The organism is Virgibacillus sp. JSM 102003, assembly GCF_041949995.1.
Classification (GTDB): Bacteria; Bacillota; Bacilli; order Bacillales; family Amphibacillaceae; genus Lentibacillus.
Map to the genome: position 1 here is coordinate 67,976 of NZ_JBHFQH010000009.1, position 18,072 is coordinate 86,047.

Sequence of the window (18,072 nt, forward strand, 5' to 3'; positions counted from 1 at the left end):
GAGGGTATTTTCTATTAGAAGCAATCTCTTCATTAGTTGAAGGACAAGAGGGACAGGATATCGTCCCAGGTTGTGGTTATGAATGGGATATATCCCTTGCCCTCGTGTCTCAATGTTTTTTAATTCTTCACCCCTTTTGATAACCCTTTCTCCATTAACCGATAAAATAAGTTTCATATACTCATCATTCTAAGAATCGAGTGAAGCAAATATCTTTTCATATGTTGTTCTAAATTATCTATACAGCTTTTAAAGTACTCACTACCATAAGCTTCTAAGAGGGGCTCATTAGTGTACTAATTTCCAGAGGATTCACGGTTAGTTTTTTTCACTCTTGAACCCCCGTCACCTCAACATTTTTTCGTTCAAAGGCATTGAGCAATGCACGCACTTCATCTGTTGACTCTGTACTCATCAATTGATTTCTCAACTCACCAGCCCCTCGAATCCCACGGACATATACCTTGAAAAAGCGACGAAGAGGCTTGATCGGCCGTTGTTCTAATTCTGAATATTTATCATGAAAGTCCAGATGTAACCTTAAAAGATCAAGTAATTCCTTACTACTGTGATCTTTTGGCTGCTTCTCAAAAGCAAATGGATTTGTAAAAATACCACGCCCGATCATAACCCCATCAACTCCGTATTGATGAACAAGCTTTAAGCCGGTTTGACGGTCAGGAATATCCCCATTGATTGTCAAAAGTGTATCCGGTGCCACCTCGTCACGAAGTTTCTTAATCTCTGGGATTAGTTCCCAATGAGCATCTACATCACTCATTTCCTTTTTTGTACGTAGATGAATAGAAAGATTAACAATATCTTGTTTCAAGATGTGTGTTAGCCAGTCGCGCCATTCGTCTACATCTGTGTATCCAAGTCTTGTCTTCACACTCACGGGCAATCCACCCGCTTTTGCTGCTTGTACTATATCTGCAGCAACTTCTGGACGACGGATTAGGCCACATCCTTTCCCCTTCTTTGCCACATTATGCACAGGGCAGCCCATATTAATATCTACACCTTTAAATCCTTGTTTCGCCATACCAATACTCATTTGCCGAAAGTATTCAGGCTTATCTCCCCATATATGAGCTACAATTGGTTGTTCATCCTCTGTAAAAGTCAAACGCCCACGAACACTCTGGATCCCCTCTGGGTGACAATAACTATCTGTATTTGTAAACTCTGTAAAAAACACATCTGGCCTGGCTGCCGAGCTTACTACATGACGAAACACAACATCTGTCACATCTTCCATTGGTGCCAATATAAAAAACGGTCGTGGTAGATCCCGCCAAAAATTATCTTTCATATCTTAATTCAAATCCTTTCACTATGGAATACTAAGTCAAACCCTTATCCTGCAAAATTAAAAAGCTAAAAAGTCCTTACTTCTTTTATACTTATATCATGCTTAAGCACTTTATATCAAACTGATAAGAAATGTATATTTTAACCAGACACGTGCTGTTCACTAAATTAAACTCTCCCGAATCTCCATCTAAATATCTGCCTTTGGCGATAAAATAGAGTTTTCCAAATACCTATTTTAACACTTTTCTTTGTTAAAAAAATTGCCGATTATAAAATAACAAGAAAAGGAAATTAGAGAAAATCCTGATAAGACATTATTTGGGCACAAAAAGACCCGAATTCGTAAATGATCATTACTACGAAATTAGGGTCGGACTAGCAATTATTAATTTTTTTCAGCCAAATGTTTATTTGGTTACACTATTTCTGTTCCAACACTGTCATAAACTCCATGGAGTGGTGATCGCAAACATATTGATTATTTCCAATTTCCATCAGATTTGTGACACCGAGATGGCATAAATTAATCACTTAAATCAAGCTTTTTTATCCTCGCTCTGATTGCACTTTCTTTTCTACCATGTAATCTGGCTATCTCTTTTATTGGTACATTCTCATTTAACCGTTGGGTCAGCAATTTTTCTTCTTCTCGTGTCCACTGTAAATGTGAATTAACAGGTCGACCCAATTCTTCATTTCTTTTAGCTATTTTTTCATCAAAGGCGCCTAATGAATTTGAATTACTTCCTGCTTTAACATTATATTTATGATGACTTTTTTCACTCACTTTTAGTAAATCATTAGGTATTTCATCATAATAGATTCTCTTTTTCTTTTGAAAAGAATTTATTTCATTAGAGTTTATATTATGATTAGATTCTAATCGATTATTTAATTCCTGCGAAGTACTTTCGGATAACCATGATCCGCCTGCAAAACCCTTATTATTACTTTCAAATTCATCATGATTCTTATTTCTTTGATTCAATAATTCTCTATATTTCTGTTCATTCAAAATATCATATTGTTCAAGTTCTTTTAATTCAATTTTGTAAAGTAAAGTACTTCTTTCACTTTGTAATACTTCATGTTTAGCTAAGCCTTTCTCTAAACGTTTTTTCCTGATGAATTCTTTTATTTTTATGAACGGTTTATCAACATTTAACCGTTTGCCTTCCATCTCAGGATATTTCTCTTTTAACTCAGTAATAGAATCATCATACATGTGGAGCTCAGATTTTAGCACATTTATTTCAGTATCAATGTTATTTTGAAATTCGTTTAATTCATGACTTCCTACTTCTTTAAATTCAGGGTTCAAAAAATATTCTCTAACGAAATGTGAAATTTCCCCCGCTTGTGATGTAATTAATAATGAAGATTTTGGTCGTGTTACACCCACATATGCGACGCGTCTTTCTTCTTCCATTTCATCTTCAGATAGCCTTTCGTTTACTTTTCTAGACATATTAAAAATAGCTGCGTGTAGAAATTCATTTCCTTTAGTCTTATGAATGCTATTTAAAGTAACCAGATCTTGTACTTCCTCTAAATCATCTGTTTGTCCAGGTATATCATCACCATCATTTAACTGTTTATTTGTCCAAAAACTGTAAAATTCTTCAACCGTATCAAACTGTGCTGATAGAGTTAATATGATTTGAATAATTTGACTATCAGATGAAGAGTCTACTTGTGATATATGACTTGATTGATTATTATAGAAATCGATTAATCCAAACCCATCAACAATGGATGACACTAACTCATATGCACTGTGTTTTTCCACATTTTGATTCAATGCTTTAATTTTTAGTACAAAATTTTTATAGCGCTCTTTATTCATCTCTTTTATTCTATTCAATGATGTCTCAAGATCTATAAAGTCATCCCATGTATTTATGGTTGTAATGAATGAGTTTCTTATATATTTATTCGGTATATTTATAATCCGTTTAAAAGTGTCATTGTTACATTGATCAGGTTTGTAAATCGTTGTTAGATATGCAAAAATACATTTTCCCACTGATGAATTTAATATTTTATTATCGTTGAATGGAACTGGGATTCCCATTTTTGAAAGTTCAACATACAAATTAATTTCATATTCGTTGTATCTATACAAAACAGCAAAGTCTGACCATTTATTATTTTTATTTTTTAGCGCTAATATCCACCTGCCTATTTCTTCACACTGTTTTTTCAAATCTTGACCTACATAAAATGAAATATTTCCTTTATCATTAGCATCAGGTGTTATTTCTTTATATACCCTCGCAACGTTATGATCAATCAACCACTTGGAATGTCTTACTAAACTTCCTGTAGATCTATAATTAATATTAAGAACCTGATCCGTATTTATAGTGTAACGATGATTGAATTCCAAAATGTGTTTGATTTCAGCCCCACGAAATCCGTATATCATTTGATCATCATCACCAACAATAAATAAATTGTTCTCTGGTAAAGACAAAATTTGTAAAATCAATAATTGAACCTTATTCAAGTCTTGAAATTCATCCACTAAAATATATTTGTATTGACCTTGAATACTCTGTCGTAAAAACTTGTCTTCTAATAATATTCTTGAAGCTAGATAAAGCATGTCATCATAATTATGAAAATTATGGTTCTTCATTCCTGCTAGATAATCATCAAAAATCGGTTTGAAATCAATAACTTTGTCTTCATCTTCAACAAAAAATTCATCATAAGGTAACAACTCATTTTTAATTTTACTCAGCTTCTCTAAATAGGAGCCTAATGGATCTTTATTACGTATATGTTTTAACGTTACGTGATTCTTTATAGCTGATTCCAATAAAGACCTAGTGAGGTTTTTTTCTTTTTTTGAGTCAAATCTCCAGTTTAATTTTTCTTTAATGACTTGATTACCAAAAGAGTGAAAAGTTCTTACATTCACATTAGAAATACCAAATAAATTTTGAAGTCTATCTTTCATTTCTTCACTGGCCCTTTTATTGAAAGCTAAAGCTAAAATTTCGTCTGGGTTAACCCCACTGTTAATTAAGTTGGCGATCCTATTTATAAGAGTTTTTGTTTTACCTGATCCAGCTGGAGCTAGTAAACGCATAGGACCATCAATATGATTAGTAGCGTTTTTCTGTTCTTCATTTAATTCTTCTAATACATGTCGAGTTCGTGTGAATTTTTTAGAATTTAATATTAAGATTTCTATACATTTTTCAACATTGTTGTATAATTCTGAACCAGTGAACCTGAAGATTCTATAGCCTTCTACCTCCAATTCTTTATCTCTTTCCTTATCTTTCTCAAGTGAGTGGTAATCACGACCATCGCATTCTACAATAACTTTTTGTCCATTTATTGTGACTAAAAAGTCAACATAAAATCTTCCCAATTTAACCTGGGGTTCAAATGGAATGTTTTTCTCGATTAATTTATCTCGAAGTATAAGTTCAATTGGAGTATAAAGAACCCGCTCATCATATAAAGAAATCATATTAAAATCATGTATGTTTATATTGATTAAATCTAAAATATTTTCAAGTTGCTCTAAAGAAAGCAATTTTATCACTTTATTGTAATCAGAGTGAATTAATGTGGAAGAGATATCGTAAACACTGTTTTCTTTCTTTTCAAATGTACTTATATAAATGATAGTATTTTTATGGAACCAAGTAGGATAAATCAATTTATTTACTAACGGATCAACAACCTTTAGCATTTCTGCTCGATTAATATCTTGATAAATCACTAAAGGAGTTTCACCATTAACTTCATTTGTTGAATCATATTCAGATAAACGTATATATGTAACTTCATCAGATCCAAATGCTTTTTTAACCATCTTGTTTATGTTATTAAGATCATTTTCTGAAACATTATATACAGAAAAACCTTTTCCTCTTTGAACACATGATTCAAGCCCCAATAATGCTTTTTGAAAGTCAATATTCATATTTACTTCTCTATTACTTGATTCCATAAATAACACCTCATTAAGTATTTCATCAGTAGCATCTTCTATTTAAATTCAAGTTCTTAATAGAAATTTTCACTTTTTCTCCAACCAACAAACATTCTCAACATGCCCAGTCTGCGGAAACATATCAACTGGCTGAACCTCTTGTGTAGCGTATCCTCTATCCTCCAGCACACGTAAATCCCGTGCTAATGTTGATGGGTTACAGGATACATACACAATTCGCTTTGGCTGCATTTCAGTCATTGCTTTAAGAAGCTCTTCATCACAGCCTTTACGTGGTGGGTCAACTACGATGACATCCGGGTTTAGGCCTTGCATCTTCCACCATGGCATGACTTTTTCTGCTTCGCCGACGTAAAATTCTGCGTTTGTAATTCCATTAAGCATTGCGTTCTTCTTGGCGTCGCTGATTGCTTCTGGCACAACTTCGACACCATATACCTTTCTCGCTTTTTGGGCCATAAATAACGAGATGGTTCCGATACCGCAATAAGCATCGATTACAGTATCCTTCGTTCCAATATCAGCATATTCCAGTGCCTTATCATACAGTTTCTTCGTTTGTGACGGGTTTACTTGATAAAAGGATTTTGCTGAAATGGCAAATGTGATCTCACCAATCTTATCGTGAATATATTCATCGCCCCAGATTACTTTTGTTTTATCTCCCATGATGACATTAGTCCTTTTATGATTAACATTATGAACGACAGATTTTATATGTGGAAACTCACTCGTAAGCTCCTTCACCAACTCATCCTGATGTGGCAATTTATCTGTCCGCGTTACAAGGACAACCATAATATCCTTCGTTTCCTCACCTATTCGGACCATGATATGGCGAAGTACTCCTTTATGCTCTTGCTCGTTATAAGCTTGGATGCCAAGTCTATTAGCAATGTCTCTTACAGTCTTCACAACGTCATTTATCACTTCATTATGTGTCACACATGTTTCCGTGTTTTCGATGATCCGGTGGCTGCGTTTTTGATAAAATCCTGTAATGAGTTCACCATTTTTTTCGCCAACTGGAATTTGCACTTTGTTTCGATAATGTAATGGGTTCTCCATGCCGATAATTGGTAATACTTGCACATGTTCAAGGTGTGCAATTTTTTTCATCGCATTTTTCACTTGGTTTTGTTTCATTTCAAGCTGAAGCGAATAGCTCATATGCTGAAGACCGCATCCATTGCAATGGACATGACAGACAGGTTCGATCCGTTCTGAACTCTCTTTTGTCAGTTCAAGTAATTTTCCAAAACCGAAATTTTTATTTGCCTTAACAACTTTTACTTTCCCTTCTTCTCCTGGTAAAGCCTGCGGAACAAACAATGGATAGCCATTTATTTTTCCGACACCATTCCCTTCATGGGTGAGATCCTCGAAGTTGAGCGTAATTGTTTCATTCTTTTCCACTGGAGCATTTTGTTTAGCCATTGGTACCTTCCTTTACGTTCATGTATGTGGTTATTATCTTATCATATCCTGATTGCACTTTTACATTATAAAACCCTTGACGTCTTCAAAGGACATCAAGGGTCTAACCTTTTTTACTCAGTCTGTGATTCTACAAATTTATCCGGTACAAAAAACTCAATATGCTGTTGGAGATTCTTAAATTCCCCTGGCAGCATTCCACCAAATTCACCGTCTATATTTAATTGCATTTTTTCATCCGTATCGACTTTTACTTCTTTTGCCTTCACGTAAATTACATGGCTGTCCTCAAGGTGTGCACCGCGCAGGGCCAGGCTCGCAATCCGAATAAACTCCGCCAAGTTCGCCTTTTTCAAGATCAGCAAGTCAAAATAGCCATCGTCAAGCTTTGCGTCTGGGGCAAGCTTTTCGAAGCCAGCAACTGAATTGGAGTTGGAAATTAGAAACAGCATAATTTCTTCGTCAATAACATTTCCATCATATTCTATTTTTGCCCGTATCGGCTTCAAAGAAGGAAGCATCTCGATTCCCTTCATATAATAGGCCATCTGACCGAGCATCGTTTTTAATTTGCTTGGAACCTCATAGGTTAATTCAGTAAGCTTACCGCCACCTGCAATATTCATGAAGTATTGATCGTTTACACGACCAATGTCCAGCAGCATGGATTGATCGTTCAAAATAACTTCAACTGCTTTTTTGATATCACGAGGGATGCACAATGCCCTGGCAAAGTCATTTGTCGTACCCATCGGTATAATTCCAAGCTTTGGACGATATTCCTGTTCTGCCATTCCGTTTATGACTTCATTTATGGTACCGTCACCGCCTGCAGCTACAATTAAGTCATAGCCTCGTTCTACAGCAGTTCTTGCTGCTTTTATAGCATCACCCTCACTAGTTGTAGCGTGTGTGGATGTTTCATAGCCAGCGACTTCAAAGCGTTCTAATACTGGCGCTAATTCTTTTTTAAATGCTTCACGTCCTGATGTTGGATTATAAATGATTCGGGCTGTCTTCATTGTGGATCCCTCCCCCCTGCTGTTCCATAACTTATCTATATTTATGAGTACATTTTTAAAATACATCAACATTTATCATAGCCTTTTTTTACATTTTTGAAAAGGGGTTTAACGAAATATTATAGACTACTGTCACCCATTTGACAGTAGTCTATATGCAAATCGTATTATCTTTTATCCAATTCGGCTGCCAGAATTTTATTGACCATAGGTGGATTTGCCTGTCCTTTGGTAGCTTTCATTACCTGTCCAACAAGGAATCCCTTTGCACGTTCTTTACCGTTCTTATAGTCAATAATTGACTGTTCATTTTCATCGAGAATTTTCGTGATAATCTCAGTTAACTGACCTTCATCGGATATCTGTACAAGACCTTTCTCTTTTACAATCTTCTCTGGATCGCCGCCATTTTCAACTAACTCCGCAAAAACTTTCTTGGCGATTTTAGATGAAATCGTTCCATCCTTTATGAGTTCAATCATTTTAGCTAACGATTCTGGTGTTAAGGCAAGTTCACTTAATTCTTTTGCATGTTTATTCATATATCCTGACACTTCGCCCATCAACCAATTTGATGCTTGTTTAACATCTGCATTATGATCGACTGTTACCTGAAAGAAATCGGACATTTCCTTGGAATTGGTCAACACTTCAGCATCGTATTCCGGTAATCCAAGCTCATCTATATAGCGCTTTTTCCGTGCGCCTGGAAGCTCAGGAATCTCCTTTCGAATCCGTTCTTTCCATGCTTCATCAATATATAGTGGTACAAGATCTGGCTCTGGAAAATAACGATAATCATCCGAACCTTCTTTAACCCGCATCAGGACTGTTTCTTTTGATTTTTCATCATAGCGGCGTGTTTCCTGTAAAATTTCACCACCAGCTAAAAGAACCTTTTCCTGACGCTTTTCTTCAAATTCCAGTCCTTTTTGTACAAAGTTAAAAGAGTTCAGGTTTTTCAATTCTGATTTTGTACCGAATTCCTCCTGCCCTATTGGACGGATGGATAAATTGGCATCGCACCTTAGTGACCCTTCTTCCATTTTACAATCGGAAACACCAGTATATTGAATAATGTTTTTCAATTTTTCCAAGTATGCATACGCCTCTTCCGGTGATTGCATATCTGGCTCTGACACAATCTCTACTAATGGAGTACCTTGACGGTTAAAGTCAACCAATGAGTAGCCGTCATCCTGGTGATTTAGTTTACCCGCATCCTCCTCAATATGAAGTCGGGTAATTCCAATCCGTTTCTTTTCTCCATTTACTTCAATCTCAATCCAGCCATTTTCACCGATTGGCTTATCGAACTGAGAAATCTGATATGCTTTTGGATTGTCAGGGTAAAAGTAGTTCTTACGATCAAACTTTGTATCAGTTGCAATTTCACAATTAAGTGCAAGTGCAGCCTTCATAGCAAAATTTACCACTTCTTCATTTAAGACGGGTAGAACACCTGGATACCCAAGATCAATTGGATTAACATTTGAATTTGGCTCTGCACCAAAAGCATTTGGGCTTGGACTGAAAATTTTGGAATCTGTTTTTAATTCAACGTGTACTTCTAGGCCGATAATCGTTTCGAAATTCATTATTTTGCACCTCCAAGTTGAGGTCGTTTTGTGTGATGGTCTGTTGCTTGTTCATATGCATGTGCTGCACGATAAACGGTGCTTTCATCAAAATGCTTCCCTATAATTTGTAAGCCAAATGGAAGTCCTTTTTCCGAGAATCCACATGGTACAGAAATTCCGGGAACACCAGCAAGGTTTACTGGTATAGTCAGAATATCATTTGCGTACATTGTTAATGGATCATGGACATTTTCACCAATTTTAAAAGCAGGTGTTGGCGTAGTTGGTCCAATAACAACATCATAGTCTTCAAAAATCTTATCAAAATCATTTTTGATTAATGTACGTACTTTTTGTGCTTTTTTATAGTATGCATCATAATAGCCTGAGCTTAATGCAAATGTTCCAAGCATTATACGGCGTTTCACTTCTTCTCCAAAACCTTCACTACGGGAATTCTTGAACATATCAATCATATTATCAGCATTCTCAGAGCGTACACCGTACCTGACACCATCGAAGCGTGCAAGGTTTGCGGATGCTTCTGATGATGCTATTAGGTAATAAGTCGCAACTGCATATTTAGAATGTGGTAATGATACCTCTTCCCACTTTGCACCTAAGGATTCATATACTTTCAATGCGTTCATGACAGATTCCTTCACTTCAGGTTCAACGCCTTCAGCAAGGTATTCTTTAGGCACAGCGATTTTAAGTCCCTTCACATCACCGGTAAGTGCCTTGGTGTATTCAGGAACATCAATATCAGCGCTGGTTGAATCCTTCTTGTCGTGCCCAGAAATAACTTCCAGTACGCGTGCATTATCTTCAACATTTCGCGTGATTGGTCCGATCTGGTCAAGTGACGATGCAAACGCCACCAATCCGAACCGCGATACTCTTCCATATGTTGGCTTTAATCCAACAACCCCACAAAATGCAGCAGGCTGACGAATCGAACCACCTGTGTCAGATCCTAAAGAGAACAACACTTCTCCAGCAGCTACAGATGCTGCAGATCCGCCACTTGAACCACCTGGAACATGATCAGTGTTCCAAGGATTGCGAGTTGCCATGTAGCTGGAATTTTCATTTGATGAACCCATCGCGAATTCATCCATATTGAGCTTACCGACTGTAACGGTCTTTTCATTATTCAACTTTTCAACTACATTTGCATTATAAAGCGGATCATCAAAGTTTTTCAAAAATTGACTTCCACATGTTGTACGTAATCCTTTGGTCACAATATTATCTTTAATACCGCTTGGAATACCAAACAAACGCGCTCCGTCATCCGGGGCAGCATCCAATTGCTTTGCCTGACTGCGTGCATGCTCTTCATCCAACGTCAAGAATGCCTGTACCTTGTCATCGACCTCATTGATGCGATCAAACGATGTGTCAACGAGATCTTCTACTGAAATTTCTTTGTTATGTAACATTGATTCTAATTCTTTTATGCTATGGTCAAATAACGACATGCTGTTCCCTCCCTACTCCAAAATCGATGGTACACGAAAGTAACCATTCTGCTTATCAGGAGCATTCTTTAATGCATCCTCTTTTGAAATCCATTCTTTAGGCTCGTCCTTACGAAGAACATTTTTCAAATCCATAACATGTGTCGTAGGCTCCACACCTTCTGTATCCAATTCATTTAATTGTTCAGCATAATCTATGATTGAACTGAGCTGATCCGTAAACAGATCTGCCTCATCTTCTGTAACTGCAAGTCTTGCTAAGTGGGCAACATGCTTAACCTGATCCTTTGAAATATCCGCCATAATTGACACCTCCATAAAGGGTAGTTTTTATTATTTTAATCGATTTTATATTTTAAAAGACACTATTGATAATAGCAGAAATAGTCTTGTGTAATCAACCAAACAGAAAAACCACTTCCCTCATTAAGGAGGAAAGTGGTTTTTGACCTAATCAATTATTCGTTTAGTGTTGCCTCAGCTTTATCGAAATCAGCTTCAATTTCTGGTGAAGGCTTTCCTAATTTACTAACCAATACTGCAACAATTAAGTTGAGTATGAAACCAGGAACGATTTCATAAAGACCAAAGATATTAGCCATGTCAGCTGTCAGGAATTCACCCCAGATAACAACTGTAACAGCACCAACAATAATACCTGCTAATGCACCGTTTCGAGTAAATCCTTTCCAGAATAATGCCAGTATAACAGTTGGTCCGAAAGCTGCACCAAATCCAGCCCATGCATAACTAACGAGTTCTAATACAGAACTGTCAGGATTCATAGCAATGAGTGCTGCGATTAAAGCAATTCCAAGCGTGGCGAATCTGCCAATCCATACAAGTTCTTTGTCAGAAGCTTCACGACGGAAAAGCGCTCTGTAAACATCTTCTGCAACAGCAGATGATGATACTAATAACTGCGAGTCAATTGTACTCATAATAGCTGAAAGGATCGCAGCTAATAAGATACCAGCAATAATTGGGTTGAATAAAATTTGAGAAAATGCGATGAAGATTTTTTCTGGATCCTCAAGCATCTGGAATCCATTTTCAGTAATGACACTAATCCCAAATTCAGATAAAACCCCAACGTCTTGTGTTTGAATAAATGCCAATCCGACAAAACCTGTAAATATTGCGCCATAAAGCCCAAGGATCATCCATGTTGTCCCGATAAAACGTGCCTTTGGAACATCCTTATGTGAACGCAATGCCATAAAACGAACGAGTATATGTGGTTGACCAAAATAACCAAGTCCCCAAGCTAGAGAAGATATAATTGCCATAATACCTACACCTTGAACCATTGTTAAATGATCAGGGCTGATTTGTCCTACTGCATTCACTGCTGCATCCCAGCCGCCCATTTCATTAAGAGCAACAATCGGAACCAAAATTAGTGCTAAGAACATTAAGATACCTTGAATAAAGTCAGTCCAAGTAACAGCTAGGAAACCACCCAATAATGTATATGAAACAACTACTATTGTTCCTATCCATAATGCTGAATTGTATGATAAACCAAATGATGCTTCAAAAAGTTTAGCTCCGGCCACCATTCCTGATGAAGTATAAAAAGTGAAGAATAATAAAATGACTAAAGCAGAGATAACGCGTAGTACGTGAGACTTGTCTTTAAAGCGATTCTCTAAGAAGTCTGGAACTGTAATAGAGTCATTGGAAACCTCTGTATAAATTCGAAGACGTTTCGCAACAAATTGCCAGTTTAAGTAAGCACCAATTGCCAACCCGACTGCAATCCACGCTGATCCCATTCCTGATGCATAAACAGCACCCGGCAGTCCAAGCAATAACCAGCCACTCATATCCGAGGCACCCGCACTTAATGCTGCAACACCAGGGCCAAGTGAACGTCCGCCTAGTACATAGTCAGATAAATCGTTTGTCATACGGTACATGACAATACCAATAACTAGCATACCTATTAAATAAACAATAAACGTAATCAGTGTTTCAAGACCCATCTACTTTTTCCCCCCCTTCTGTAAACAAAGTAATAATTGATAGTAAAATTAGAATTGGCATAGGTATAAATAACCAAAGCCATGATGCACCCGAAATAGCATATTCCATTTCGTCCATTGGCGCACTCCCCTTTCTGAATTTTTTTAATTATGCCACATTTTAATAATAGCACAAATATAATACTTTCACACCATTATATTTTTTACAACAGTGCTAGGTTAATTCTAAACCTTTAGATAATTGTGTTATCTTTTTAATGCACTGCTACTATAGGACTTATAGAGCATTTTAAAATATGAAAAAATTACAGTTTTCGGATTGTTAAATACACGTTTTTTACGGAAAAAAGGGATTGATTGGGATACTTTGGGGTTATTTATTGTAGAATTTTATTGGCATGGTGAAGATGATGTTTCTTTTTTCTGTATTACTGTTTTCGAGCTAAATTTAATACCATCCCCCTTTCTGTAGATGTTTAGATGGGTTGTTTTCTAATGATATTCCTTGTCTCATGCAAATATGTTCAAATTCTTTGCAAACCAGAAAAACTTGGCTTATCGCGAAGCTCTATTATCGATAAGTATTAGTTTTTACTTTTATAGCAAGGTGGCTTCTTAACTGCAAAAAAAAGACCTGAAATAGCTTCCACACTATTTCAGGCAAGTTCATCATATAGTAATAGGGTAAAAAAATTACTTGCAATTCTTCAAAAATTTAGAAGAGACTTGAGTCATGGCTGATTGATAGTATACTAGGTTCTCTTTCCATAGTAGTGTCTGCTGGACTATCTTGTGCTACAGCGAAGCCCGCAACTAAGAGAGCCCCAAAAGCAACAGTTGCCATTAGCTTTTTCATTTTATCCCCTCCTTTATAAGCTTACTAACTCTTCATATGTTATATTAGCTAGTTTATAATACTTCACAGCATCTTTATACCTGTTATGCCCCTCGAAATGTTTTGCAACCATATTAGTATAAATTACTAAGTTGGCATAGTCTTTATGTTTCTTTAAGTAAGGTATAAATTCATCGATTACCAAAGATTCAAATTTATCCTTTTCCTTTTTAAGCGCATAATCGTATGTGTAAATAATGTAATAGAATAATTTATATTCTTCATTATTATTTTTTTCTTCAAGTAAATCTAAGCTTCTACCAATCATACGTTTAGCCTGATCAAAGTTGTATACATTATAGTACTCTTTAATTAAAGAAGTTGCTGCAGCTACCCTCTCTACTAAAACAACTTCCTGATCATCCACAACCTCTTCATAAAAATGAATTGCTTCTTTTGTGTCACCTTTTGTAGAGTGAAGATAGCCTAAATTTTGGTTAGCCAGTTGAATAATCTGCTTGTTTTGGCTAAGCTGACCTAAATGTTTAGCCAGGTTATAGTTTTTAATAGCCTTATCATACATTCTTATTCTGCGGTATGATATTCCCAAAACAATATGGCATTGGGCACAGCGGATAAAATTATACTGTTTACGAAATATATCAATAGCTTTCTCTGCATATTCAATTACCTCAAGGGTATTTCTTAATTTACTATGAGTTACGGCAATAGTATATAGTAAATCTGCAATTTTTTCTTCAGATAATTCAAGCTGATTCAATTTTTCCTCTGCAATCCGGTACATTCGCATTGCCTGGCTAAACTCACCATTTAGAGAACTGTAATTCCCTTTAAACTTATACCAATAGAACTGATGTAAACTATCAAAGGTTCCAGACATATCTGCAAGCCTATTAATCTGAGTTAATGCTTCTTCAAATTCTCCTAAGATTAAAAAATACCTTATCTTGTGAATTTCAAACAAAATTAAACTGTCTGAATGGTGTTCATACATTAAACTATTTAATTCTTTATATGTTTTAATGATTTCCTCTTTGTCATTAACCTCAAACAGCATTTCATACCATTGCTGGCACTTGTCCCTAATTGTCTCGTCTGTATCGTTGTTGAGCTGAATTCCAAGACGGGTACACAAAAGGCTTATTACATTTGAGCTTGCCTCTGTTTTTTGGTTCTCTATTTTTGATAAATATGCAAAAGAGACAATTCCCTCAGCTAGCTCTGCTTGGGTCATTTCCTGTTTAATGCGGTGTAATTTGATATATGGACCTATTTCCATCTTTATACCCACCTCACTAGCTGAATTTAATCACATTTTATTTAAAGTTTCTATATTTATATAATAACATATTTTCAAATAATTCATATTGGGAAAGTTGAGGGGATTTTATAGCATTAAACACCTAAAAAACTTGCTGACTTTCCTGAAATTAGGAAAGTTTGATATAAAAAGCCCTTTTTTGCACATCTAAGCGCAAAAAAGGGCTTTGTCGAAATTTGTAAGACTAATTACTTAGAACATTTCTGATGTAGTCTTACCTTGCATATGGTGGATTAGGTAGTCCGGACCACCTGCTTTTGAGTCTGTACCTGACATGTTGAAGCCGCCAAATGGCTGGTATCCAACAATAGCAGCTGTACAGCCACGGTTGAAGTAAAGGTTACCGACATGGAAGTCTTCACGTGCCTTCTCTTGGTGAACGCGGTTGTTGGTAATTACCGCACCAGTTAGTCCGTATTCTGTGTTATTTGCAATTTCAATTGCATGATCGAAGTTCTTTGCTTTTGTTAATCCAACAACTGGTCCAAAGATTTCCTCCTGCATAATGCGTGCTTCTGGATCAAGATCAGCAAATACGGTTGGATTTACAAACCAGCCTTTGCTATCATCGCCATCACCGCCAGCAAGAAGTTCACCTTCTTTTTTACCAATTTCAATATAACTCATAATTTTATCATATGCACCCTGGTCAATTACTGGACCCATAAAGTGTGAGTTATCATGCGGATCACCAGCAGACTTTTCTTTTGTTAATGCTGCTACACGATCTTTCACCTGATCATATACATCTTCATGTATTACAGCACGTGAACATGCTGAACATTTTTGGCCAGAGAAACCAAATGCTGATTGAACAATCGATTGTGCAGCAAGTTCAAGATCTGCTTCATTATCCACAACGATTGTATCCTTACCGCCCATTTCGATGATGGTACGCTTAAGCCACTTTTGGCCTGGCTGTACTTTTGCGGCACGTTCAAAGATACGGGTACCAACATCGCGAGAACCAGTAAAGCTTATGAAACGAGTTCGTGGATGATCTACAAGATAGTCACCAACTTCGCTTCCTGGTCCAGGAATATAGTTGATTACACCTGCTGGCATCCCTGCTTCTTCAAGTACTTCCATCAATTTATATGCAATAACAGGTGTTGAGCTGGCTGGTTTCAATAATACAGTATTACCTGAAACCATCGAAGCAACAGTTGTACCTGCCATAATTGCGAAAAGGAAATTCCATGGTGAAATTACCACGCCAACGCCTAATGGGATATAATTATATTGGTTATACTCGATTGGGCGGCTATTAATTTCAACGCCATCTTTAAATTTGAGCATCTGACGGCCGTAATATTCCATGAAATCAATTGCTTCTGCTGTATCAGCATCCGCTTCTTTCCATGGTTTTCCACCCTCTTTTACTAAGTGTGCAGTAAATTCGTGCTTGCGTCGTCTAACAATTGCTGCCGAACGAAACAGAATATCTGCACGAAATTTCGGATCTGACTTTCTCCAAGTTTCAAATGTTGTATCAGCAACTTTCATTGCCTGTTCAGCCAGTTCCTGATTAGCCTTTGAAACATAACCCACAACTTCATCTTTTTTTGCAGGGTTAACCGATTTAATCTTATCATTTGTTGTAATGCGCTCCCCACCAATGATCAGTGGGTATTCTTTACCAAGATCAGCTTCAACCTTTTTAAGTGCTTCCAGCATCGCACTTCTATTTTCTTCTACGGTAAAGTCTGTAAAAGGTTCATGCTTGTACGGTACTACCATGAAAAAACCTCCTTAAGATTCTGCATTTACTCCATGATTGCGTTTTCATATTTTATACAAAATAAGGGATGGAGCTTTCCCATCCCTTATTTTAACCGAATCACCTAAACACTTCAATGAATCTAGTTTATTTATCGAAAATGTGAACTTTCGGTTCTTCTGCTCCTGCATTCCGGTATATAACGCTTTCCATTTTACTATTTGACTTTATTTTGATTTCAAGATCATAATAGTTCGAAAACATTTCTGAAACTAACTGGTACGTATATTGGGTAAAACCAATAACCTCACCTTTCCCATAAAACTCAAGCGGAATTTCCAATGTTAATTTCTTCAGTTCTTCATTAATGTAGAAACCTTCACCGATAACACCAACATAATTCGGAAAATATTCTTCTATTTTACTACCGAAGTCTTGTACTAGTTGTTGCTGATCATAATATTTTTCTTTGCCTTCATCTGAAGGGAAAAGGATATTTTCTTCATTTACTGTTTCCCATTCACCTATGGACATGTCACTACCTTTTACACTTGTTTTTGCAACAAAGCTTCCAGGTACAGGTGATCCTTGGTCTTCTTCTCTGTACAAGGTGATAAGAATGGGGATTTCACTTAGACCCTCCATTTTACGAATTCGTTCAAGAACTGTTTGCGCAATTTTCTTTCCTTTTTTAATCATCGTTGACTTTGGGATTTCATGATGATAACTTGGCCCGCCAGTTTCTGTTTGAAATGTATACTCTGATTTCATTGCTATACCAATGGACATCCCTACTAGTTCAACAGAATTATCTTCATTTTTTTTCAGAAAGTTCTGCTCCAGAATATGGGTTAGATATTTTGGATTGTCTTTTTGCTGTTTTACTGATTTTTTATTTTTAATTGGTGGGTTAAGTGCCAACGTATTCTCATGTCTCATTTCTTCGATCTTACTCTTAGGTGCGTTCGGAAAACTTTCTTTATAGTTTGCGATTGTATCCTCTAACTGTTGTTCTGTCATTTCTCGCTCAAGCCAGTTGTACATCATATCCTTTTCTAAATACTGACCTTCTTCAAAAAAGTACTTCTCCGGGTCATAATATTCTTTAGAAAGTCGTCTTAAACCTTGTTCCATTTCATCTATATCCAGCCTGTTACCCATTTGGTTGACGATAACTCCGCGGGATGCGCTTGGTCGATATGGAAGTATTGTTCGGTAATTCTCTTTAGAGAATTGGTTGCTTGAGACGATTGATGTATTCTGTTCTGGTTCATCCTCTTGTTTGACAACCTCATCATCATTGATGCTTGGGCTGCAGCTCGTTAAGAACAATAGTGTGCCTAACAACCAAGCAATAATTTTTTTCACAAC

General features: G+C 36.5%; 13 protein-coding genes. All 13 read right to left on the reverse strand.

All coding sequences use genetic code 11. The features are described from left to right. Window positions 1–328: 328 nt before the first annotated feature. The gene (locus tag ACE1TG_RS11430) at window positions 329–1,315 is read right to left on the reverse strand and encodes a tRNA dihydrouridine synthase (protein ID WP_375052520.1); all 987 of its coding nucleotides are present in this window, start codon (window positions 1,313–1,315) and stop codon (window positions 329–331) included. 525 nt (window positions 1,316–1,840) lie between these two features. Further along, entirely contained in the window at window positions 1,841–5,290 is a 3,450-nt protein-coding gene (locus ACE1TG_RS11435; RefSeq protein ID WP_375052521.1) for a UvrD-helicase domain-containing protein, read from the reverse strand. A 69-nt stretch (window positions 5,291–5,359) separates the two neighbouring features. Then, window positions 5,360–6,730 (reverse strand): 23S rRNA (uracil(1939)-C(5))-methyltransferase RlmD, encoded by a 1,371-nt coding sequence (gene rlmD, locus ACE1TG_RS11440; RefSeq protein ID WP_375052522.1) that lies wholly within the window; start codon window positions 6,728–6,730, stop codon window positions 5,360–5,362. A gap of 113 nt (window positions 6,731–6,843) precedes the next feature. Then, on the reverse strand, window positions 6,844–7,752 hold the full coding sequence (locus ACE1TG_RS11445) for a diacylglycerol kinase (protein WP_375052523.1): 909 nt from the start codon (window positions 7,750–7,752) through the stop codon (window positions 6,844–6,846). 167 nt (window positions 7,753–7,919) lie between these two features. Next, window positions 7,920–9,350 (reverse strand): Asp-tRNA(Asn)/Glu-tRNA(Gln) amidotransferase subunit GatB, encoded by a 1,431-nt coding sequence (gatB, locus tag ACE1TG_RS11450; protein ID WP_375052524.1) that lies wholly within the window; start codon window positions 9,348–9,350, stop codon window positions 7,920–7,922. Continuing rightward, window positions 9,350–10,816 (reverse strand): Asp-tRNA(Asn)/Glu-tRNA(Gln) amidotransferase subunit GatA, encoded by a 1,467-nt coding sequence (gatA, locus tag ACE1TG_RS11455; protein ID WP_375052525.1) that lies wholly within the window; start codon window positions 10,814–10,816, stop codon window positions 9,350–9,352. The genes gatB and gatA overlap by 1 nt, the downstream gene beginning before the upstream one ends. 12 nt (window positions 10,817–10,828) lie before the next feature. Next, window positions 10,829–11,119, reverse strand: a complete 291-nt coding sequence (gene gatC / locus ACE1TG_RS11460) for an Asp-tRNA(Asn)/Glu-tRNA(Gln) amidotransferase subunit GatC (RefSeq protein ID WP_375052526.1) — start codon at window positions 11,117–11,119, stop codon at window positions 10,829–10,831. A gap of 155 nt (window positions 11,120–11,274) precedes the next feature. Beyond that, the gene (gene putP, locus ACE1TG_RS11465) at window positions 11,275–12,804 is read right to left on the reverse strand and encodes a sodium/proline symporter PutP (protein ID WP_375052527.1); all 1,530 of its coding nucleotides are present in this window, start codon (window positions 12,802–12,804) and stop codon (window positions 11,275–11,277) included. Further along, complete coding sequence (locus ACE1TG_RS11470; protein WP_375052528.1) at window positions 12,794–12,922, reverse strand: hypothetical protein; 129 nt, start codon at window positions 12,920–12,922, stop codon at window positions 12,794–12,796. The genes putP and ACE1TG_RS11470 overlap by 11 nt, the downstream gene beginning before the upstream one ends. Before the next feature lie 597 nt (window positions 12,923–13,519). Then, window positions 13,520–13,660, reverse strand: coding sequence for a hypothetical protein (locus ACE1TG_RS11475; protein ID WP_375052529.1), 141 nt, complete (start codon window positions 13,658–13,660; stop codon window positions 13,520–13,522). 13 nt (window positions 13,661–13,673) lie between these two features. Beyond that, complete coding sequence (locus ACE1TG_RS11480; protein WP_375052530.1) at window positions 13,674–14,939, reverse strand: helix-turn-helix domain-containing protein; 1,266 nt, start codon at window positions 14,937–14,939, stop codon at window positions 13,674–13,676. Window positions 14,940–15,173: 234 nt separating this feature from the next. Continuing rightward, complete coding sequence (pruA, locus tag ACE1TG_RS11485) at window positions 15,174–16,721, reverse strand: L-glutamate gamma-semialdehyde dehydrogenase (protein ID WP_375052531.1); 1,548 nt, start codon at window positions 16,719–16,721, stop codon at window positions 15,174–15,176. Between the two features lie 127 nt (window positions 16,722–16,848). Next, window positions 16,849–18,069, reverse strand: a complete 1,221-nt coding sequence (locus tag ACE1TG_RS11490) for a CamS family sex pheromone protein (protein WP_375052532.1) — start codon at window positions 18,067–18,069, stop codon at window positions 16,849–16,851. Window positions 18,070–18,072 lie beyond the last annotated feature (3 nt).